Origin of the sequence: Flavobacterium amnicola (genome assembly GCF_004122165.1) — a bacterium.
GTDB lineage: Bacteria > Bacteroidota > Bacteroidia > Flavobacteriales > Flavobacteriaceae > Flavobacterium > Flavobacterium amnicola.
In genome coordinates, this window is record NZ_SBKO01000002.1 from 301,401 (window position 1) to 324,224 (window position 22,824).

20 protein-coding genes and 1 other RNA gene are annotated in these 22,824 nt (G+C 34.9%); 17 read left to right on the forward strand and 4 right to left on the reverse strand.

The window, feature by feature from the left end; all coding sequences use genetic code 11:
• From EQG63_RS06895 to creD, 9 genes are all read left to right on the forward strand, one after another.
• Nucleotides 1-1,080 (forward strand): HlyD family secretion protein, encoded by a 1,080-nt coding sequence (locus EQG63_RS06895; protein WP_129435626.1) that lies wholly within the window; start codon nt 1-3, stop codon nt 1,078-1,080.
• A gap of 140 nt (nt 1,081-1,220) precedes the next feature.
• The gene (locus EQG63_RS06900; protein ID WP_129435627.1) at nt 1,221-2,810 is read left to right on the forward strand and encodes an MDR family MFS transporter; all 1,590 of its coding nucleotides are present in this window, start codon (nt 1,221-1,223) and stop codon (nt 2,808-2,810) included.
• 69 nt (nt 2,811-2,879) lie between these two features.
• Nucleotides 2,880-3,698, forward strand: coding sequence for a 3-deoxy-8-phosphooctulonate synthase (kdsA, locus tag EQG63_RS06905; RefSeq protein ID WP_129435628.1), 819 nt, complete (start codon nt 2,880-2,882; stop codon nt 3,696-3,698).
• A gap of 25 nt (nt 3,699-3,723) precedes the next feature.
• Nucleotides 3,724-4,572 carry a hypothetical protein gene (locus tag EQG63_RS06910; protein WP_129435629.1) on the forward strand — a complete coding sequence of 283 codons (849 nt, stop codon included), beginning with the start codon at nt 3,724-3,726 and terminating at the stop codon, nt 4,570-4,572.
• A gap of 94 nt (nt 4,573-4,666) precedes the next feature.
• Entirely contained in the window at nt 4,667-5,230 is a 564-nt protein-coding gene (locus tag EQG63_RS06915; RefSeq protein ID WP_129435630.1) for a DUF4256 domain-containing protein, read from the forward strand.
• A gap of 106 nt (nt 5,231-5,336) precedes the next feature.
• Entirely contained in the window at nt 5,337-5,621 is a 285-nt protein-coding gene (locus EQG63_RS06920; protein WP_129435631.1) for a hypothetical protein, read from the forward strand.
• A gap of 30 nt (nt 5,622-5,651) precedes the next feature.
• The gene (locus EQG63_RS06925) at nt 5,652-6,260 is read left to right on the forward strand and encodes a hypothetical protein (RefSeq protein ID WP_129435632.1); all 609 of its coding nucleotides are present in this window, start codon (nt 5,652-5,654) and stop codon (nt 6,258-6,260) included.
• Nucleotides 6,261-6,266: 6 nt separating this feature from the next.
• Nucleotides 6,267-6,563 carry a winged helix-turn-helix domain-containing protein gene (locus EQG63_RS06930; protein WP_129435633.1) on the forward strand — a complete coding sequence of 99 codons (297 nt, stop codon included), beginning with the start codon at nt 6,267-6,269 and terminating at the stop codon, nt 6,561-6,563.
• A gap of 349 nt (nt 6,564-6,912) precedes the next feature.
• Nucleotides 6,913-8,271, forward strand: coding sequence for a cell envelope integrity protein CreD (gene creD / locus EQG63_RS06935; protein WP_129435634.1), 1,359 nt, complete (start codon nt 6,913-6,915; stop codon nt 8,269-8,271).
• A gap of 37 nt (nt 8,272-8,308) precedes the next feature.
• Here creD and EQG63_RS06940 read toward each other — a convergent pair whose 3' ends face one another.
• Together EQG63_RS06940 and EQG63_RS06945 are read right to left on the reverse strand one after the other, a co-directional pair.
• Nucleotides 8,309-9,679 (reverse strand): M28 family peptidase, encoded by a 1,371-nt coding sequence (locus EQG63_RS06940; RefSeq protein ID WP_129435635.1) that lies wholly within the window; start codon nt 9,677-9,679, stop codon nt 8,309-8,311.
• 152 nt (nt 9,680-9,831) lie between these two features.
• A complete protein-coding gene (locus tag EQG63_RS06945; RefSeq protein ID WP_129435636.1) occupies nt 9,832-11,034 on the reverse strand; it encodes an NAD(P)-dependent oxidoreductase in 1,203 nt (400 codons plus the stop codon).
• A gap of 159 nt (nt 11,035-11,193) precedes the next feature.
• On the opposite strand from EQG63_RS06945, the gene EQG63_RS06950 reads away from it, so the two are divergent.
• A complete protein-coding gene (locus tag EQG63_RS06950; protein ID WP_129435637.1) occupies nt 11,194-12,405 on the forward strand; it encodes a serine hydrolase domain-containing protein in 1,212 nt (403 codons plus the stop codon).
• 38 nt (nt 12,406-12,443) lie between these two features.
• Nucleotides 12,444-12,840: a transfer-messenger RNA gene (gene ssrA / locus EQG63_RS06955) on the forward strand.
• Nucleotides 12,841-12,898: 58 nt separating this feature from the next.
• Here the strand turns inward: ssrA and EQG63_RS06960 are convergent.
• On the reverse strand, nt 12,899-15,919 hold the full coding sequence (locus tag EQG63_RS06960) for a M4 family metallopeptidase (RefSeq protein ID WP_129435638.1): 3,021 nt from the start codon (nt 15,917-15,919) through the stop codon (nt 12,899-12,901).
• Between the two features lie 238 nt (nt 15,920-16,157).
• Between EQG63_RS06960 and EQG63_RS06965 the strand changes: the two genes are divergently transcribed.
• The 3 genes from EQG63_RS06965 (at nt 16,158) to EQG63_RS06975 (ending at nt 17,967) form a co-directional block, all read left to right on the forward strand.
• On the forward strand, nt 16,158-17,057 hold the full coding sequence (locus EQG63_RS06965; protein ID WP_129435639.1) for an OmpA family protein: 900 nt from the start codon (nt 16,158-16,160) through the stop codon (nt 17,055-17,057).
• 22 nt (nt 17,058-17,079) lie between these two features.
• Entirely contained in the window at nt 17,080-17,661 is a 582-nt protein-coding gene (locus EQG63_RS06970) for a hypothetical protein (protein ID WP_129435640.1), read from the forward strand.
• A 69-nt stretch (nt 17,662-17,730) separates the two neighbouring features.
• A complete protein-coding gene (locus EQG63_RS06975) occupies nt 17,731-17,967 on the forward strand; it encodes a CBU_0592 family membrane protein (RefSeq protein WP_129435641.1) in 237 nt (78 codons plus the stop codon).
• Between the two features lie 6 nt (nt 17,968-17,973).
• Here EQG63_RS06975 and EQG63_RS06980 read toward each other — a convergent pair whose 3' ends face one another.
• Complete coding sequence (locus EQG63_RS06980) at nt 17,974-18,495, reverse strand: DUF7935 family protein (RefSeq protein WP_129435642.1); 522 nt, start codon at nt 18,493-18,495, stop codon at nt 17,974-17,976.
• 100 nt (nt 18,496-18,595) lie between these two features.
• Between EQG63_RS06980 and EQG63_RS06985 the strand changes: the two genes are divergently transcribed.
• The 3 genes from EQG63_RS06985 to EQG63_RS06995 all read left to right on the forward strand — a co-directional run bounded on the left by EQG63_RS06985 (nt 18,596) and on the right by EQG63_RS06995 (nt 22,802).
• Complete coding sequence (locus EQG63_RS06985; RefSeq protein WP_129435891.1) at nt 18,596-20,932, forward strand: ATP-dependent helicase; 2,337 nt, start codon at nt 18,596-18,598, stop codon at nt 20,930-20,932.
• A gap of 79 nt (nt 20,933-21,011) precedes the next feature.
• Complete coding sequence (locus EQG63_RS06990; RefSeq protein ID WP_129435643.1) at nt 21,012-22,130, forward strand: hypothetical protein; 1,119 nt, start codon at nt 21,012-21,014, stop codon at nt 22,128-22,130.
• Between the two features lie 51 nt (nt 22,131-22,181).
• Complete coding sequence (locus tag EQG63_RS06995) at nt 22,182-22,802, forward strand: L-threonylcarbamoyladenylate synthase (protein WP_129435644.1); 621 nt, start codon at nt 22,182-22,184, stop codon at nt 22,800-22,802.
• Nucleotides 22,803-22,824 lie beyond the last annotated feature (22 nt).

Consider the following 22,824-nt stretch of genomic DNA (forward strand, 5'->3'; position numbering starts at 1 on the left):
ATGGAAAAGAAAACAACAAACAAAAGATTCATATTAATTTTTGCAGTCTTTATCCTTTTAGGAGGAACTTACGGAATTTACAAATACATGCATTCGCTTGCACATGAAGAAACGGATGATGCTCAGATTGAGAAGAACATGAATCCTATAATTCCTAGAGTTGCTGGATATGTAACCAAAGTATACGTGAAGGACAATCAATTTGTCAAAAAAGGCGATACGTTGTTCACGATTGACAATAGAGATTACTTAGTAAAAGTAGAAGAAGCCAAAGCCGCTTTTATTGTAGCGGAAGAAAATTATGCAGTATCAAAAGCCGATATTGGAACCGCACAGGCGAATGTTTCAGTGTCTGATGCTAATGTACAATCGGCTGGAGGAAGCATTGAAACAGCTAAAATAAGATTGAACAGAGCTTCCAACGATTACGAACGATATAACAATCTGTACAAAAATCATTCGATTACTAAACAACAATTCGAGCAGGCAGAGGCCGCAAAATTGGAAGCAGAAAGCCAATTGAGAATTTTACAAGAACAACAAAAAGCAACGTCGTACCAAAAAACAGTAGCTTCCTCGCGATCTAACGTTTCAGCTAAACAAGCAGAAGCAGCTGCCGCCAATATCAAACGTGCCAAAGCAGTTCTAGATGCCGCGCAATTGAATTTAAACTACACTGTGGTTACCGCTTCTATTGACGGACAAGTTTCGAAGATTGCCATTCAACCAGGACAATTCATTCAACCAGGACAATCGTTGTTTTATGTGATCAACAATCAAGAGGTTTGGGTGATTGCAAATTTCAAAGAAACACAATTAAGCAAAATGGTAGAAGGTCAAAAAGTAACTATCAAAGTAGATGCATTTCCAGATACCGAATTTGAAGGTGCCATTGCTTCCTTTTCACCTGCAACAGGAGCTCGATTTTCAATTTTGCCTCCGGATAATGCGACAGGAAACTTTGTAAAAACCATTCAGCGTTTACCGGTTAAAATTAGCCTTAATGCCAGCAATGATGCTTCAAAAATGAAATTATTACGTCCCGGAATGAATGTGGATGTGGATGTGCATCTAAAATAATTTTTAGGAGCTGTTTCCTGCCATTCGCTATAATCTTTTTTCGTTAAAAAACTCAAAAAGGATTTCCGCTGCTGTCAGGGCTAGGGAATTCCGTTAAAAACAAATTATCAATTATCAATTGTTAATTATCAATTAAAAATATGGCAACAACTACTGCACCCGAAGACGATTTAGTAGAATACGGCTTTAGAAGAATAATTATCACCATTACAGCGGTACTTTGTGCTTTGTTGGAAATTGTAGATACTACCATCGTTAACGTAGCCCTAACCAACATGCGTGGAAGTTTAGGCGCTACCTTAACCGATGTGGCTTGGGTAATTACGGCTTACGCAATTGCCAACGTAATTGTCATTCCGATGACAAGTTGGTTATCCCAGCAATTTGGGCGACGAAATTACTTTGCCGTTTCCATCATTATATTTACGGTAGCCTCCTTCCTATGTGGAAATGCTACTAACATATGGGAACTGGTAGGCTTTCGATTCATTCAAGGACTTGGAGGTGGCGCTTTGTTAGTAACGGCACAAACCATCATTACTGAAAGTTACCCTATGGCCAAACGTGGAATGGCACAAGCTATTTACGGAATGGGTGTTATTGTAGGCCCTACTTTAGGTCCACCGTTAGGAGGTTATTTGGTTGATAATTTCTCTTGGCCTTATATTTTTTACATCAACATTCCATTAGGAATTATAGCAACATTTTTGACTTTGACTTTTGTTAGAAGTCCGAAATACGGCGAAAAATTAAAAGCGAATCAAGTCGATTGGTGGGGAATAGTTTTTTTATCCGCTTTTATTGGTTCCTTACAATTTGTTTTGGAACACGGACAGCAAGACGATTGGTTTAGTAATTCGACCATTGTAACTTTGTGTCTTGTTACTGTAGTGGGTCTGCTCCTATTCGTCTGGAGAGAATTAACATACAAGCATCCTATCGTGAATTTAAGTGTGTTAAAAGACGGAAACCTACGAATTGGTATCTTAATGGGATTCATCCTCGGATTTGGATTGTACGGATCAACGCTGATTATTCCAATTTACACCCAGTCTATTTTAGGCTGGACAGCTTTAGATGCCGGATTATTATTGATTCCTGGTTCAATTACTACAGCTATTTTAATGCCGTTCGTTGGTAAAATGATTCAGAAAGGAATTCCGCAAGGATATATGATTGCAGTGGGATTTTTAGTCTTCTTTTTCTTTACTTTCTGGATGCGAAACGTAATGACACCCGATACTGGAGTGGAACATTTTTACTGGCCTTTAATTTTGAGAGGAATCGGTTTGGGATTGTTATTTGTTCCAATCACAACTTTATCTTTATCGACTTTAAAAGGAAAACATATTGGGGAAGGAGCCGCTTTTACAGGTATGATGCGACAATTAGGTGGTTCATTCGGTATAGCAATCATTACCACATTTATCACAAGATTTAGTCAAAAACACAGAGTTGATTTGGTTACGCATCTTGACGGAAGTCGATTGGAAGTTCAACAACGTGTGGAAGCTTTACAAAGAAATTTTATGAATAAAGGGTTTAGCACTAGCGAAGCGTTGAACAAAGCATATCAGGTCATGGATTTCTCAGTAATGAAACAAAGCACAGTCTTATCGTATATGGATATATTTTTATACCTCGGTATTATGTTTTTATGCTGTATTCCTATTGTTTTTTTGATTAAAAGATCCAAAAATAAAGTCGATTTATCAGAAGCCATGCATTAATCATAAAAGAAGTTAAACACTAATTACCAATAGAAATTATTGGTATATTTGCAAAAAATTTTAAACACCATGAACTTACACAACATCCCTAACATCAAACATTTAGATAGCGGGAACTTTTTTATACTAGCAGGACCATGTGCCATAGAAGGTGAAGAAATGGCGATGCGTATTGCTGAAAAATTGGTAGGCATCACAGATAATCTTAAAATTCCATATGTTTTTAAAGGTTCCTTCAAAAAGGCAAACCGCTCCAGAATTGATAGTTTTTCAGGAATTGGAGATGAAAAAGCATTAAAAATATTAGAAAAAGTAAGCAAAGAATTCGGTGTACCAACCGTAACAGATATTCACACAAACGAAGACGCGGCGATGGCTGCTGCTTATGTAGATGTATTACAAATTCCTGCTTTCTTGGTCCGTCAAACAGATTTAGTAGTCGCAGCAGCGAAAACTGGTAAAACAGTAAACTTGAAAAAAGGGCAATTCATGAGTCCGGAAAGCATGAAACATGCCGTTCAAAAAGTATTAGATTGCCAAAACGATAATGTAATGGTAACCGATAGAGGTACCATGTTCGGCTATCAGGATATGATTGTGGATTTCAGAGGTATTCCTACCATGCGTAATTTAGCTACAACTGTACTTGATGTCACGCATTCTTTGCAACAGCCTAACCAAATGGCCGGTGTAACTGGAGGACGTCCGGACATGATTGAAACAATTGCTAAAGCTGGAATTGCAGTTGGGGTTGATGGAATTTTTATCGAAACCCATTTTGACCCAGCAAATGCCAAAAGTGATGGTGCTAATATGCTTCATTTGGATTATTTCGAAGATTTAATGAAGAAACTAGTGGCGATTCGTCAAACTGTTAATCAATTTTAATTTATAAATAGAAAGTAACCTACTTATGAAACATCCATTTTTAATGGTTGTACTAACTTTTTGTGTTTTTTCACAGTACACCTTTTCGCAAGAAACAGTCGAAAATCCTGAAAAATACACGGCACACAACAAAGGAAAGTTTTATGTGTATTGGGGTGGAAATCGTGAAAGCTTTTCCAAATCAGATATTCACTTTAAAGGCGACGGTTACGATTTTACCTTATACGATGTAACTGCGCATGACAAACCAAAAGGCTGGCATGTCGATTATATCAATCCTGGTAGAATGACAATTCCTCAAACGAATTTGAGATTTGGTTATTTTATTAGCGATCATTATAATGTTTCCATTGGAGTTGACCATATGAAATATGTAATGTTTCAAGACAAAGCGGTTAATTATTCAGGGTATTATCAAAATCGTGGAACTTATGGCGAAGCGATTGCTCCCAATCAGGTTTACTTAACAGAAGATTTTTTAACGTTTGAACATACAGATGGTTTAAATTATGTAAATTCTGAGATTGCTAGAGTAGATGACATTTCTTCTACACTATTTAAAACTTGGAATAGCGACAAAATACAAATCAACCTTACAGAAGGAATTGGTGCCGGTATCTTATATCCGAAAACCAATGCGAAAGTATTAGGAAAACAACGTCATGACGATTTTCATATTTCAGGCTTCGGACTTTCAGCCAAAGCTGGTTTAAACATTACGTTTTTCAAACATTATTTCATTCAAACCGAATTGAAAGGGGGTTATATCAACATGAATGATATCCGAACGACTCACAGCGGGGTTGATCGAGCTGATCAACAATTTTGGTTTCTACAGCGAATCATTACTGTTGGTGGAATATTCAAAATATAATACTAAGTCCCGATTTAATCGGGACTTTCTTTTTTTATAATTATAAACGCTTTTGTATATTTGAGTGTCACTAATTACAGTAAAACCATTTCCTATGGAATCTGAAAAAGCACTATCACCAGAAGAATATTCGACTTTACTCAATATCCTAAAAATTCGTTTTGAGAAAAACAGGAACCGTCACCAAGATATTTTATGGAATGATGTTCAATCTAAATTAGAAAGTCATTCTGAAAAAATTTGGTCGCTAAATGAAATGGAAAAAACAGGCGGTGAACCTGATGTTGTGGGCTATGATGCAAAAACTAACGAATATATTTTTTTCGATTGTTCGATTGAATCACCCAAAGAGCGCAGAAGCTATTGTTATGACCGAAAAGCACTTGATGCAAGAAAAGCACACAAACCACAAAATAATGTTATGGATGTAGCCACCGCCATGGGAATTACACTTTTAACAGAAACTGAATATCGATACCTACAACAACTCGGAAACTTTGACACCAAAACTTCGAGTTGGATTGAAACTCCTTCAGAAATCAGACAATTGGGTGGTGCCCTATTTGCCGATTTTAGATACAATACTGTTTTTATTTACCACAATGGAGCCGATTCCTATTATGCGGCTAGAGGCTTTCGAGGTGTATTAAGAATCTAAGCTATCCCTTTTTCATTTCCCAAAAAAAAAATATTTAAAAACATTTTGCTGAATCAATTATTTATACTTACTTTGTTTTTCAAAGTACTTTAAAAAATTATATACTATGAAAAACACAAGATTACAACTAATGATTTTTGGGATACTGGGCTTGTTGTCAATTCCCTTAATAGCAATGCAAGTTACAACTGAAGTAAATTGGTCAGCAGGCGATTTTCTAATTATGGGAACTCTATTACTAACTGTGATACTGCTCATTGAATTTGTTTTACAAAAAATTACCGATACCAAATCCAGAATTGGAATAGTTGCCTTGGTATTAGTATTATTTTTACTAATTTGGGCCGAGTTAGCTGTAGGCATTTTTAATAGTCCATTTGCAGGTTCATAACTAAAAGAAGTGTCATAAATAGTCGAAAAAATGGAAGATAAAAATTATTTGCAAGATTTAAAGGAGATAAAGGATTTGATGAACAAATCGACTCAATTTATCTCGTTAAGCGGATTATCAGGCGTTTTAGCTGGAATTTATGCTTTAATTGGAGCTGTTTATGTACAAACACTACTGTTGGAAAATACAGAAAGTTATATTGCCTTTGAAAGCATGACGTTCAAAAAAATTATAGCAACTGCTGTTATTGTTCTGTTAGCTTCTTTATTTACGGCTTACGTTATGACGGTAAATAAAGCGAAAAAAGTGGGTGAAAACATGTGGAATACCTCTTCAAAACGATTGCTAGTAAATTTTGCCATTCCTTTAGTAACCGGTGGAATTTTCATCTTGCTCCTACTCCGTCATGAAAATTATGGTTTGATCGCCCCAGCGACTTTATTGTTTTACGGACTGGCCTGTGTTAATGCTAGTAAATATACCTTGCGTGATGTTCGCTATTTGGGCATTTCCGAAATTATATTGGGTCTTTTAGCCGTTGAGTTTTCGGGATTTGGATTGTATTTTTGGATTTTAGGTTTCGGAATTTGTCATATTGTCTACGGCGCGATGATGCATTTTAAATACGATAGAAAGTAATCGGTAATGAAAAACATCATCCAAAATATAAACAAAGCTTTTGATCATCGCATCCGACTGGGTATTATGTCGGTACTAATGGTCAATGAAAGTGCCGATTTTTCTACACTCAAGGAACTACTTGGTGTTACTGATGGTAACCTAGCCAGTCATGCCAAAGCATTGGAAAGCGAAAATTATATTGTGGTGGAAAAACAATTCATAGGTAAAAAACCAAACACAAGTTATAAAGCCACTCTTGATGGAAGAAAAGCCTTTCAAGACCATATTAATGCATTGGAAAAATTATTATCCAAATCATAAACTATTTTTTTAATCATTTACTTTGAAATTCAAAGTACTTTAAATTATAAAATATGAATAGTAACAAAATATCATTCTCAACACTATTTGCCATTGGAAGTTTTCTAATTGGTACCATACTATTTCTTTCATTTCAGCTAACAAAAAACGAAAGCCTTATAATTATAGGACTTTGCTATGTTTTATTAGCAATACTAATCAATTCTATCCTGCTCCTCTATTTGTTATATGAGTTTGCTTTTAAATCAAAAAAAGAAGAAACAGCTATAAAAATCCTAATCGTATTAAGCAATATTCCTATTGCCTATTTGTATTTCACTTTAACAATTAACAATCAATAAATTAAAAAATGGAAAATCAATCACAACAAACAGAAAAAACAGTATCCATCTTTCAAAGTAATACCGCAAAAATGATGCTGGTAGGCTTTTTAGCACTTGTTTTACTTATTCCCCTAGAATTTGTAAAAGATTTAATTAGAGAACGTTCTGAACGTAAAAAAGAAGTGGTAGACGAAGTGGCCGAACTATGGGGAAAAGACATCTTGTTTTATGGCCCTATACTCAAAATTCCATACAAATCATTTGACGAATACAATGTCACCAACCCAAAGTCTAATATCACAACAATCGAACGAAAATCTTCGATTAAATATGCGTATTTCTTTCCTGAGAAATTAAACAACAAATCGAATGTAAAGAAAAACACTTCCCTTAAAAGAGGCATTTACAACAATGTGGTTTTTACCGCCAACATGCAATTTGACGGACACTTTGGCAAGCCTAATTTCGAAAAACTGAATATCAAATCGGAAGATTTACTTTGGAATAGTGCTTCCATTGTGGTTAAAACAACCAATTTAAAAAGTATCAAAAGTGATTTGAATATCAACTTAAACAATCAGAAGCTGAACTTCGAATCGAAATCGGAAGAAGATACTATTTACGGGACGCTGGAGTCGGATAAATTTGATTATCATACGTTAGCAAAAACGGATGCCATAAAATTCAATTTTGAAATGCAATACAACGGAAGCAAGAGCATTAAATTCCTTCCGATTGGAAAAACCAGTAAGGTAAGTGTTGATTCCGATTGGGATTCTCCAAGTTTTGAAGGTGCCTTTGCTGCTAACGATACCACAAAATCGATCACCAAAAAAGGATTCCACGCCGATTGGAAGATTTTAGACATTAACCGTTCGTTTTCACAACAGCATCTGGATAAAATTCCGAATTTAAACGAATATGCTTTTGGTGTCAAACTTATTGAAACCGTAGACGAATACCAACAAAATGAACGTGCTTCCAAATATGGTTTCTTAGTAATCGGGTTGACTTTCTTAGTTTTCTTCTTGATTCAGTCGATAAGTAAAATTGGTATTCATATTTTCCAGTATAGTATGATCGGTTTGGCTTTAATCATGTTCTATACCTTACTAATTTCGATAACCGAACATTCAAGTTTTAAATTGGCCTATATCATTGCCGGAATAGCTGTAATTACTATGATTACGCTCTACTCCACTTCAATATTGAACAACAAGAAATTCGCCACTTTTATCGGATTAGCCCTATCAGCTTTATACACCTTCATTTATGTAATTATTCAATTGGAAAGTTATGCTTTATTAGTAGGAAGTATTGGATTATTCGCTATTCTTGGAGCAGTGATGTACTTCTCAAGAAAAATTGACTGGAGTTCCAATTAATAGCAAACAAAAAGAGCGGTTATAAAACCGCTCTTTTTTATATCCCATGGGTATCAATCAAATAAATCAAAGCAGTCATTGTAGCCGCTCCTAATTCTAATTCTCTCTTGTTGATGGCATCAAACTTGTCATTACCGGCATGATGGTAATCAAAATAGCGTTGAGAATCAGGTCTTAGCCCCGCTTTTACTAATTTTGGCGAAGTTAAAGGCTCAATATCAGAACCACCATGCCCAGCGGTAAAACTGTGTATAAAATACGGTTCAAAAAGATTTTTAAAACTTGAAATTTTTGCCAGATTTGCATCGGTTCCTTCAATAGAAAAACCTCTTGGAACAAATCCACCCGAATCGCTTTCCATCGCAAAAATGTGATTTTCATTGTTTTTCTGAGCCAATTCCTGGTATTTATCCCCTCCTCTACCTCCATTTTCTTCATTCATGAATAAAACCACTCGAATCGTATTTTTTGGTTTGTAACCTATGTTTTTAAAAATATTGGCCACTTCCATACTTTGCACACAGCCAGCTCCGTCATCATGAGATCCATCGGCCAAATCCCAAGAATCCAAATGTCCTCCCACCACAATAATATTTTCTGGGGTTGAGGTTCCTTTTATTTCTCCAATGACATTATGCGACAATACATCAGCTTCTTGATAACAAGATTGTTTGAAATAGAACTTTAGTGTCGGATTTTGTTTTAACATTTGACTCAACAAATTAGCACCATTAGTACTGATGGCACAGGCTGGAATTCGCTTATCAATTGATACATCTCCATAATTCGTATTTCCGGTGTGCGGAAAATCATCTAGGGTAAACGTTAATGAACGAACAATAACGCCCAAAGCACCATATTTTAGTGATTCTTTGGCGCCAGAACGACGCTGGTCACCGGCATCTCGATACGACAAAAATGCTTGCACGTTTTCGGGATTCATCGGGCGATTAAAGAATATAATTTTACCGGTAAGTTTTGCTTCTCCTAACGTTTCTAATTCCTTTAGCGACTTCACTTCTACGACTTCTGCCAAGATCCCTTTTTTGGGTGTCGCTACCGAACCACCGAGAGCGCAAATCGGAACCGCAACTTTCTTTTTTCCATCCAAAATATAAGCCGATTCTTTTTCACCTCGCACCCATTTCGGAACCATTACTTCTTGTAAATATACTTTATCAAAAGTACCAGACGCTTCCATTTGTGCTTTGGTGTATTGTACAGCTTTTTCAGCACCAACGGAACCTGAGAGACGATGTCCAATTGTATTCGACAAATAATCCAACCAAGAATAGCATTTCGAATTGGTTAACGATTGATGGTATATGGCCTTTAATTGTTCTTCATCACTAGATTGAGCAAACCCAAGGAATGAAGTGAATACGAGTAGGAAGGGCAATTTTTTCATTTTTTTGCATTTAGTTTCCTCAAAAATAAATCACATTCTTCAGAATATGAGCTAAATTTTTATTTATTTTTAAAGAAATAGCAGGAAATGTAAAAGCCTCAAAAATTGAGGCTTTAAAATTTAAAATCATTATTTTTTTTAACAAAAATTACTTATTTCCCATCTACATAATCTTGTAAGTATTGGAATCTTTCGGTTAATTGACCGTTTTTACAAATAGTCCCTCGTTCCAAAATACCATCCGCATCATTATTGTACAAGGCTGGAATAACGTGTTCTAAGAACATTTCTCCAAAACCTTCACTCGCATCTTTAGGCAATTCACAAGGTAGATTATCAACAGACATCACCACAATGGCTGCTGGATGATCATAATGCACTTCTTTGTGTTCACTAGGCAAATATCCAAAAATTGGATCAGCAATAGTAGAAGCACGAAGTGTACAAGCAATCGGACCATCAACATCACATGAAATATCGGCAACCACTTTAATTTTATTATCGTGTGCATTAAGCATTTCGCGAGTTAAAATCGCAGGAGCGCCATTTCCATAAAAATGTCCTGCCATGAAAATATCTGAAACTTTTGAAAAACGCTCAAAATTCGACGTATATTCCTGTGGATTGGCATAAAAATCCTTTTTATCGAAAGGTTTTCCGTCTATTCTTTTATTATAATCTTCTAAATCGATATGCGTATAAACGGGCTTATCGTAGTTCTTAGTCAGATAATCCTCAATCGAAACCTGTTTGATTTTCATCGCGTCAAGCATTTCTTTGGCTCCTAATCCAACTTTTCCATGACCAGTTAATACAATTTTAATTGGCGGCAACATTGGGCGACGCAAACGCTCAATCAATTCGTTTTGATCTTTCAATGTTTCTGCTTTCACTAAATTGAACAAATCAAACTTCATTCCGAAAGCGCGAATTCCGTTATAAGCTCCAACAATTCCAGCATAACGACCAAAACCAATTAATCGTTTGTTATTTTTATCAACAATTGTTTCATGATCAACAAGTGTGATGTTTTTTTCCAAACAAGCCACCAACAGTTTTCTGTTATACGATTGCTTTTTTATAGTATGCGAAAAGAAAAAATACGTTTTATTTGGAATTAGCGCCTCCACTGGAACTTCTTTAACCCCAATTAACACATCGCAATCGGAAACATCGGTATCGACTTTAATTCCTAATTCAGCATAAGCAGTATCCGGAAAAACACGAATATCAGAAGATTCTACTTCAAAATCAGCCTGTGGAAATTGTTCTTTTAATTTTAGTAATTCAGTTGGAGTAAAAACCACTCGTCTGTCTGGCGGATTTTTACGCTCTTTTATTAATCCAAATTTCATTAACTTGTTGATTATAGGGTTATATTATTATATAACTCATCGTTTATAATTTGTTACAAATATAACATTTAGAATTCACAAAACAACTCAAAAATATTATAGTCAAGCTATTTTTGAAACTGATTTCTTTATTTATATTTGTCTTTCAAGCTACTTAAAATGACATCCAGAATAAATATAAAACTACTCTTACTTTTTACAACATTAACTATCTGTTTTTCATGCACTGAACAACGAAAAGTAAAAAAAACAAAAGAAGAAAACAAAGTGGGTTCGGTATACCGAATGCAGCCTCTTGAGGACAGTTTACCTACTATCTCTGAAAAAAAGAAAAAAATCATCATCGATAGTTTAAACTATTTATACGACAAAGAGTTTTTTAGTAATGATTACTCTGGAAGTGTATTAGTCGCTCAAAATGGTCATATTATTTACGAGAAGTATAGCGGTATGGCTAATTTCGAAAAACAAGAAGCGATAACGGCTCAAACACCACTACATATAGCTTCTGTAAGCAAAGTGTTAACCGCTACGGCAGTTTTATTACTTATAGATTCGAAACAATTGAAGCTGGATCAAAAAGTAAAAACGTTATTTCCTGATTTTCCTTACGAGGATATCACCATTCGAATGCTTTTAAACCATCGAAGTGGAATTAGAAATTATAGTTATTTTATTGAGGACAAAGGCGTTTGGGACCGACATAAAACGCTTCAAAATACCGATATCATTCCGATTTTAGCCAATAATAATATTCAATTAGAATTCAAACCGGATAGTAGATTTAGTTACTGTAATACCAATTATGCCATTTTGGCTTTAGTGATTGAAAAAATTACTAAAATGGATTATAAAGCAGCCATGAAAAAACTCATATTTGAACCTTTAAATATGAAAAATACTTTTGTTTTTGATATAAAAAAACACGCCGATACTGTTAGTGCTTCGTATAAAGGGAATTATATCAAGTATCCATTAAATCATTTGGATGATATTTATGGCGATAAAAACATTTATTCTACGGCGAGGGATTTGCTAAAATTTGATATGGCGACTTACAGTCCGACATTTTTGAACAAAAAACTGTTAAAGGAAGTATTTAAAGGCTATAGTTACGAAAGCCGAGGCAAAAGAAACTACGGATTGGGAATACGCTTATTAGAATGGGGTGATGATAAAAAAATGTTCTATCACAACGGATGGTGGCATGGAAATACTTCTGCCTATATCAAATTGATTAATGAAAAAGCAACCTTAATAGCCCTTTCCAATAAATACACAAGAAAAGCCTATTACCTAAAATTGGCTACTGGTTTATTTGGAGACTATCCTTTTCATATTCGAAAAAAATCAGATGAATTAGTGGAATAGTTTTTGATATTTTTTCATTAAGTTTGCAGACTTCATTTGGGGTCGACTGGTTTTGACAGCAAGTGGAATTAGATTGTAAGCATGTTGAGCATTGAGGTGTTGCTCATTAATATAATGTCTCAAAATTTTACACGGCGAAAATACTTACGCTTTAGCTGCTTAATCCGAATTATAGTACGATTTGCCTAGTCCCGACCAGGTCGGGAAGCTGGATTCTCCTGAAAAGCCTTGGTTTATGGCGTTTCGTCAAGGAGAACCGTAAAAGTAAACCTAGAGAAGGTAATGCTTTAAATCCTTCTTGACATTGATAAAGCTAAGTGTTGTGTTGCTGTTCTTGGCGTAGCATAACATCGAAAATTTAATCAGGAACTAAACATGTAGAAAGCTTTTTGATTGCTTGTTTGGACCCGAGTTCGATTCTCGGCGACTCCACAGAAAATAAAACCCCGTTCCGATAATCGGAACGGGGTTTTTTGTTACCAATACATTTTGGTTATTCAATGATAATTCTTCTGGCTTCTTTTTTGCCATTACTTTCCACATTTAAAATATAAACTCCCGATGAAAGTGAGCTTAAATCAATTTGTTGATTAAATGAAATACCAGTTGAATTGTATAGTTTACTATAAACAGATCGTCCTCTCATGTCAAATAATTGAACATTAACTTTATCTGTTGTAGATAATACAATGTTGAATTTTCCATTTGAAGGGTTAGGATAAACTGCGAATTGTTCGAATTGATTTTCTTCTTTAGATAAAGTTCCTTCAATTACGAAATTATCAATAATCGCTCCTTCTTCTGTTGCAGATTCATCTGATAAGAATACGAATCTAAACATCATGTTGGTTTGTGGTGCTAAAGTTCTAGAACCAAATCCAAAACTAGATAAATCATAGCTGTACTGGCGTTTAGTACCATGCGTTCCTCCTCCTACTGGTCGCGTTAATGCAAATTCTCCTGTCCATTGTCCACCAATACAATTAAAACAATCTGTCCCGTTAGGTAATCTATTACTTGAATACCAATTAGCAGTTGCACCAGTTCCTAATTGTCCCCATGTAGCACCTCCATCTGTAGAATACTCCATATATAAAATATCCCAATCTGTTTCTAAATCATAAGCCATATCAAACTTCAACATCGGACTTGTAACCGTTGATAAATCATAACATTGTGATACTAGATATGATTTTGTAGCATCTGGGTATAATCCAGCTAATTTTGTAGCATACACAGGTGAATTTCCTGCAACTGTATTACTTAATTGTGTTTTTGTGGAAGTTCCTCTTTGCCATAAGTTATTTGTAGTACCACTTTCATCTATAGAAACTAAAACATCAGTGGCAGTGTTGAAATTATTAACGGTATTAACGGTACCATTTGTGTTTACCGTAATCACTGTTGTTTTCGTATTGTTTGTGGCATTTCCATCACTTGTAATGGTTGTTGTAACAGACAAAACGTGTGTACCTCTGGTTAAACCTGAAATTGAAATTGGGTATAATTGAGTAGAACAATTTGCCAAACTGCCTGTCCAAGTTTGATTAGTATTAGCACCACCATCGATATTATAAGAAATTGAAACCGAACTGATACTTGCAGTTCCTGCATTTTCGAAAACAATTGAAGCGGAATATGGCGCACCACAGGCAATATTAGAAACTCCTGAAATCGTTTTTAAAGCAACATCATTCGCATATCCCACATAGGCAGTACCAACATTTACTGCATACCAAGCATTCATTACCGATTGCACTTCCTGACTACTTGCGCAATATAATGCACTAGCAACCGCAATACTAGCCGTACGGGCGTCACTAAATTTTGCATTTGGAGTTAAATAATCTCTCTCCACATAATAAGCAATTTGAGAAGACTTCGTCATTCCAATCCCCGTTACATTATAAGTATCAGGCCCACCATTTGCTGCAGAAGCATTATTAGTTCCTGACTTACCAGCAGTTAAAATATAAAACCAGTGGTTCAAAACACCACTATTGTTATGTACTCCACAATTGTCATTTCCTGAACCTGGAGTATTACAAGCTGGAATAATTCCACTATCATCCTGTGTATCTGTATATCGAGTTCCTAAAAAAGTATCTGGGTTATTTCTAGTTAAAGGATAACTCATAGAACGTAAAGGATTAGTAGCCAATTCTTCTCCGATTTTCCAAACACCTAACGTTCCAGGCGAAGCCGTGTCTGTACCCGCATTAAGATTACCGAACTTAGCATACTGTTCTATACATGCACCCCAAATATCCGAATAGCCTTCATTCATTGCTCCTGATTGATTAGCATAAACTAGATTTGCGGTATACTGACAAACTGCATGACCAATTTCATGTCCGATTACATCCACAGAAGTTAAAACGTTAAAACTGCTTCCATCACCATAACGCATCACAGAACCTGTCCATTGAGCATTATCCCATCCAGTTGTACCATTATTGGTCGCATTATAATGAACATAACTTCTTATTTGTCCATTCGCATCGTCAAAACTATTTCTGTTAAAGGTATTTTTCCAAAAATCAAACGTTTTCATTGCACCCCAATGGGCATCTAGAGCTGCATTATCTTTACTTGCATGACCTGCAACATAATTTCCATCTGTCCAAACATTATCATTGTCTTGAAAATGTGTTGAAGGCATGGTATTCGTATTTGCACTATTATAAGTAACAATACCATTACCTCTGGTAGCATCATTTAAAACATATTTACTTAAACCTGTATCAAGTGAAGTTTCAATGCTTTTTGTTCCACTATAACGTGTAGCAGCGGTTGCAGTCAATAATGCATTGGTTGATTTTCCAACAACAGCTTCTTCAACTTTATCCGAATACGATTTAATTTGTTTGTCAGAAATTAATCCAGTGGCGTGTTTAATAATGGCATTTTTAAATAAAATTTCACCTGAATTCGCATCTACATAGACATCTTCTCTAGAAATTGGAGCCGTTGCATAAATATCATACTTATAAGCCAAACTAACTTTTCCAGTAATTGCATTTGAAAATAAAACCAATTCCCCTTTCGGCATGCTATACTCCATCAAGCTTGCTTGTGCAGGATCTTGCCATAAATATTTTTGAGCTCCAACACTATTAATCGCAAGTGAAAGTCCCGTATCTGGAGATAGTGACGCTTTTAAATTTGCTTGTGAAGCATCATACAACTCCCCATTAACTGATACTACAGTTCCATTTAAGGAATGCAAAATTAATGTCCCAAACTCAACTTTTATACCATTGAAGTATTGTTGCATTCTTTCGTGAGTCATTCCTGAAACATCAGAAGTCGTTCTAATCGTTTGATATGTATAACCTGCTTTTAAATTATACATTTTATTAAATTGAGACATTGCCGTTTCTTTAGAAACTGGTTGGTCTAATTTTAATGTTTTTTGATATGGAACATCTGTTTCGTGTTTTGCAGTATGTTGTGCAAACGTTCCCATCGAAAATAAAGCCAAAATTGGCAACAAATGGTATTTGTTTTTCATAAGTGGTTGTTTTTAGTATTTGGGAAGCAATATTAGTAAAAAAACAATTTAAAAATTCATGATACTGCAAAATTTTTACTGTTTTAGTAAAATTTTCATTATTTTCTTCAATCAGCCAACACAAAAGAGTTTAAAACAGCTATAATTCACGAATAAAATCTAAGTAGCTAATTTTTAGACACATATATAAACATAAGGTTTTTTTTACTAAATTTGATTGAATGAAATCAACGTAACCATGTCTAAACAAACCACTTACCTACTTGGCATTCTTGCAACAATAGTTTTAGGAAGCCTTTTGTATTCTAAATTTTGTTGCAAATGTTGCGAACCAAAAGATAAAACAGCTCCAAATACAACGAAGGTTAATACTGACATTGAAAGCGCATTTCATTTAAAAGGAAGTGATTTTGAATATAATACAGAGAAAAACTTTAATTTCTCCAACAACTTTTTTAATCATCTTGAACCAGTAGATGCAAATATTAATATAGGTATTGAAAAATTGAAAACCTATTTCGATAAAAAACCCAACGGAAGTTTATTAATAACTGGATATTGTTTAACTACCGAAAAAAACACTTCCGCTTTCCCTAATTTAGGATTTGCTCGCGCCAATGATGTGAAAAATTATTTTATTTCTAAAGGAATCCCTTCCAATCGATTTGAAATTAATGGTGAAATCAAAGCCGCTTTAACAGCTGATAATCAAACCTTAGTAGGACCAATTACCTACGCTGTTTCAAATGATATTGTAGATACAAAAGGTGATGATTGGAATGCTTTAAAGGAAAAAATTACCGAAGATCCACTGATATTATATTTTAATACCAACCAAACCGAGATTAATTTAACTCCTGAAGAAAGACAAAAAATTGCGGATTTAAGTACCTATCTTGATCATGTACAGAATGCGAAAATTAGCTGTGTCGGCCATTCCGATAGTGTTGGAGATCGAAATATTAATATTCAATTAGGAAAAGAACGTGCTGATTTTGCCAAAGAATATTTAGTTAAAAATGGCATTAATCCTGAAAGAATTGAAGCCACATCTAAAGGTCCCGATGAACCCATTGCCGACAACCTCACTCCTGAAGGTAAAGCCAAAAACAGAAGAACTGTAATTACTTTAAAATAAACTAACCAAAACCAATTTAACTATGTGTTTTTTAATCCCCTTTCTAGTAGGTCTTATAAGTGCCATTTTGGGTTATTTATTGGGCAAAATGTTATCAGGAGGTAACGATTTAAATTTGCAATCAAAATTAGAGGTCAGTCAAGCCGAGAATGATAAATTAAATGGAAAAATTCATTTGCTTGAAAAAGATTTAGAGGCTTGCAAAAAACAATCCGCAAAATGGAAATCAGACCTCGATTCTTCAAAAACAAAAAGTAGTGATGAAAGCGCTCAAGGTTTTGCATCCGTAAGTGAAACGTCAATACCTTTTGATGCCGCTTTGGCTTTAGCTGCTTTCGGAAAAAAAATAAAACAAGATGATTTAAAAATTGTAGAAGGCATTGGCCCTAAAATTGAGCAATTATATCACAATGAAGACATTAAAACTTGGAAAGCATTGTCTGAAACTCCTTTGAAAAAATCAAAAGCCATTTTAGCCGCCGCAGGTGATAAATATGCCGTACACAATCCTGGAAGTTGGGCAAAACAAGCCTTAATGGCCTATCAGGGCAAATGGGCAAAACTTAAAAAATGGCAGGAAAAACACAAAGGCGGAAAAGAATAAAACTACTGCAACACACCTAAATTATTATCCTGCATTCACAATAAATGCAGGATTTTTTTATATTTGACTATGAATTACAATGACATTATCGGAACCATTGGGGTGGCTATCGTATTACTGGCTTATTTTTTAAGCATTTTAAAAATAATCTCGCCAACTAGCACTATTTATTATTTCATGAATTTTTTAGGAGCAGCATTAGCTTGTTATGCTTCTTTATTAATCCAATATTTCCCGTTTGTAATTCTTGAAGGTACTTGGTCGGGAATTAGTTTAATTGCCTTAATCAATAGCACAAGGAAATAAAAGAAATTATATCACTTGTGTCACTTCTTTCTTCAAATAAGACAATGCAATACTTGTTGGAGATTCTTGTTCCATTAAATCACTTAAAATAGTTTCGCGAAGCTTATCAGCACTAGTTACTTTTTCATTCATGGCTGTTTTGCGTATGTTTTGAATCAAAGTATTTTTCGCCGTCAAAATCACATTCCAGCAATCTTCCGTAATATAAATTTGTTGCGCCAAATTGTGTTCGAATTCTTGCTCGATATGATCAATTACAAAAGCTTCATATAAATTTTTGTCTTGACTCATGGGCTCTACTCGAATCAATAATTTCGACGGATTGATTCTTTCTAAAAATATAGCCATGCGTTCATAAGCTTGTAATCGCAATGGCAATGCTTCTTTCTGATTCTCTTTTTGCAACAACCAACGACGGGTATTTTGCTGGTCTTTAAAGTAAGCGGTAAATAAATAATAAGCCACTCCACCAGTAATTAAAGAAGGGATGGTATAAGCTGCTATTTCTATGATTTTTGAAGTATCCATTTTTTTATATTTATTGATGCGAAAATAAACAAATTATCTTAAAAATTTATTGTAATAAACCATTCGTAAGCGTATTTTTGACCTTTCAAGAATTATTATGATCGATCAATATATTAACCAACTCAACGAAGCCCAACGTGCGCCTGTTTTACAAAAAGACGGTGCCATGATTGTGATTGCAGGTGCGGGTTCGGGAAAAACACGCGTACTTACCGTTCGTATCGCTAACTTGATGAGTCAAGGTGTCGATGCATTTAATATTTTGGCCCTGACCTTTACCAACAAAGCGGCACGTGAAATGAAAAAGCGTATTTCCGATATTGTTGGAAGCAACGAAGCCAAAAACTTATGGATGGGAACTTTTCACTCTGTTTTTGCTAAAATCTTACGTATTGAAGCCGAAAAATTAGGATATCCTTCCAATTTTACCATTTATGACGCGCAAGATTCGGTACGATTGATCGGTCAGATTATCAAAGAAATGCAATTGGACAAAGACATCTATAAACCCAAACAAGTTTTTGGTCGCATTTCCTCTTATAAAAATAGTTTAATCACTGTAAAAGCGTATTTCAACAATCCCGAATTACAAGAAGCCGATGCGATGAGCAAGAAGCCACGCATGGGGGAAATTTATAATAATTATGTGGAACGTTGCTTCAAATCGGGAGCCATGGATTTTGATGATTTATTACTTAAAACTAATGAATTACTGGTTCGTTTCCCAGATGTCTTGATGAAATATCAGGATCGTTTCCGTTATATTTTGGTGGATGAGTACCAAGACACGAATCATTCGCAGTATTTGATTGTAAAAGCATTGTCCGATCGTTTTCAAAACATTTGTGTGGTTGGAGATGATGCGCAAAGTATTTATGCCTTTCGTGGTGCCAACATCAATAATATTTTAAACTTTCAAAAAGATTATGAAGGGGTAAAAACCTATCGTTTGGAACAAAATTACCGTTCTTCCAAAAATATAGTGGAAGCCGCGAATAATGTCATCGATAATAATAAAACCAAGTTAGATAAAGTAGTTTGGACAGATAACGATTTCGGCCCGAAGATTAAAGTCCACCGTAGTTTAACCGATGGTGAAGAAGGACGTTTTGTAGCGTCTCAAATTTTTGAAGAGAAAATGCAAAAGCAAATGCACAATGGGCAATTTGCTATTTTATACCGTACCAATGCTCAATCCCGTGCGATGGAAGATGCTTTGCGCAAGCGCGATATTCCATACCGAATTTATGGAGGTTTGTCCTTTTACCAACGTAAGGAAATAAAAGATGTATTGTGTTATTTGCGTTTGGTGATCAATCCAAAGGACGAAGAAGCTTTAGTCCGTGTGATTAATTATCCGGCACGTGGAATTGGAGATACTACTGTTGAAAAATTAACCGTTGCCGCCAATCACTACAAACGTTCCATTTTTGAAGTAATGGAACATATTGATAAAATTGATTTGAAACTGAATTCCGGAACTAAGCAAAAGTTACAGGATTTTGTCACCATGATTAAAAGTTTTCAGATTATCAATGAAAATCAAGATGCGTTCTATTTGACCGAACACGTTACTAAAAAAACAGGATTGATCCAAGAGCTTAAAAAAGACGGAACTCCTGAAGGTATTGCCCGTATAGAAAATATAGAAGAATTACTAAATGGTATCAAAGATTTTACCGAAGGACAACTAGAGATTGATGGTGCGCGCGGCGCGTTATCCGAATTCTTGGAAGATGTAGCTTTGGCAACCGATTTAGATAACGATACTGGCGATGACGACCGTGTGGCTTTGATGACGATTCACTTAGCGAAAGGATTGGAATTCCCAACCGTTTTTATTGTGGGATTGGAAGAGGATTTGTTTCCAAGTGCAATGAGTTTGAATACCCGTAGCGAATTGGAAGAAGAGCGTCGTTTGTTTTATGTGGCTTTGACTCGTGCCGAGCATCAGGCGTATTTGACTTATGCACAATCGCGTTACCGTTGGGGAAAACTAGTCGATAGTGAACCTTCCCGTTTTATTGAAGAAATCGACAGTCAGTATTTAGAATATTTGACGCCTTTAGAAAGTAATTACCGTTACAAACCTAGTATCGATGTGGATATTTTTGGCGACATTGATAAATCGAAACTTCGATTGGCCAAACCTATTGCAGGTACACCTCCAAAATATATTACCGAGAACGAACCAGCACCTAATTTAAATATCCGTAAATTAAAACCTGTTGCAGGAAATGCTCCATCCTCAGGAAACACCAATTTATTTGACAATAAATTAGCCGTTGGTAATGTGGTGATGCACGAACGTTTTGGCAAAGGCGAAGTACTTAATTTGGAAGGCGTTGGTGCTGATAAAAAAGCGGAAATCAAATTTGAAGTCGGAGGCATTAAGAAGTTATTACTACGTTTTGCAAAGTTGGATGTCATTGGGTAATTCAAAAAGAATTTTCTTGTTAAAATTGGTATAAAATTTGATGCTATTTCTGTACAATCTATTTTAACCAAACCAATTTATGATTTCAACTCAAATTTTAAAAAATTCCAACTGGTTCACCAAGTTTAGTATCAATTTTTTAGCTTTCGTTGGTTCCGTCAATGTATGTCTTTTCATCGCATTACCTTTATTACCATTTCACTTATCAAAATTCATTATGCCACTTGGTTTAATTAGTTTGGCAATTGCTATTTTGTTTTCAGTTGGTTTTTCAATTTATTGGCAAGTTAAAGAGAAGAAGGGAAATTTTAACTCTGAAAGATGGCATTTGTGGCTCACCTCATTATTACGTTATTGGTTAGCCTTACACATTTCCATATTTGGATTTGAGAAATTAATGGGAATCAATTTTGCGCCTTCTTTTCATGGAAATGATACACCTGCTGGGCTTTTAAACGGTCAAGAATTAACTTGGATTTATTATAGTTATTCGTATGGAATTTCCATTGTGGTAGCCTTTTTTCAAATAGTAGGAAGCTATTTGTTGTTATACAGAAAAACTATTTTAGTCGGAGTTTCGATGCTATTACCGGTAATGTTCAATATTCTATTAATTAATATATTTTACGGAATTGGTCCAATAACAACATTCACAGCATTAACGATGGTGTTGGGTTTGAGTTATTTATTGTATCAAAGAAAACAGGAGATTCTAGCGTTATTCAAAAGTTTCGAAAATAATTTACCTTCAATTGGAAGTCGTAGTTTTAGGAATATTGCCCGAATTTTATGTCTTATAATTCCGATTTTGTTTTTGGTTCAATACAAAACCAATGTGTATGCTTCTTCAAAATATTTCGGGAAATGGAAAGTAGAAACTCTGAAACGCAACGGAAAATTAATTGCCGATGATGCTTGGGAAAAAGATACTACCGCTTGGAAAACTATTTACTTTGAAGAACGCGGTAAATTATTGTTTACACCCAATCCTTATAAGTATGATGACGATACTTCAATTTTTATGAAATATGAATACAATGAAGAAAAAGATGCTATAAAAGTGATATCCTACGAGAAAAATCCTGAACGACCTGATACAATTGCTGTCAAAATAAATAAGTTTAAAGGTAATTCGATGGAATGGAATATGATTTTTTATAAGGATACTATTCAAATGCAATTGAAAAAGGAGTTGTAATAAGTAAGAAAAAGACTTAACTTTATTATCTTAATAATTAAAGCTTTAATAATGGCACAATTCATCAAAATATATCCCGAAAATCCGAACGAAAAGGAAATTGCGAAAGTCGTTAAAACACTGCGTGATGGAGGTTTGGTCATCTATCCAACGGATACGGTGTATGGTTTAGGTTGTGACATTACCAATACCAAAGCTTTAGAGCGTATCGCCAAAATCAAAGGAATCAAGTTGGAAAAAGCTAATTTTTCTTTCATTTGTAGTGATTTGAGTAATATTTCAGACTATATCAAGCAAATTGACACACCAACTTTTAAAATATTAAAAAGAGCCTTACCAGGACCTTATACTTTTATTTTACCCGGAAATAATAGTCTGCCGAAAGAATTTAAAAACAAAACAACAGTGGGTATTCGTGTTCCAGATAATAGCATTGCTCTCGAAATTGTGCGTCAGTTAGGAAACCCCATTGTATCGACATCTATTCACGATGAGGACGAAGTGATTGAATACACTACTGATCCTGAATTGATTTTTGAAAAATGGCAAAACCTTGTCGATTTGGTTATCGATGGTGGTTATGGAGACAATCATGCTTCTACCATTATCGATTTATCCGACGGCGAACCAATTGTTGTTAGGGAAGGAAAAGGTAGCTTAGATATCTTATAAAAAAAAGACAGTATCAATTAGT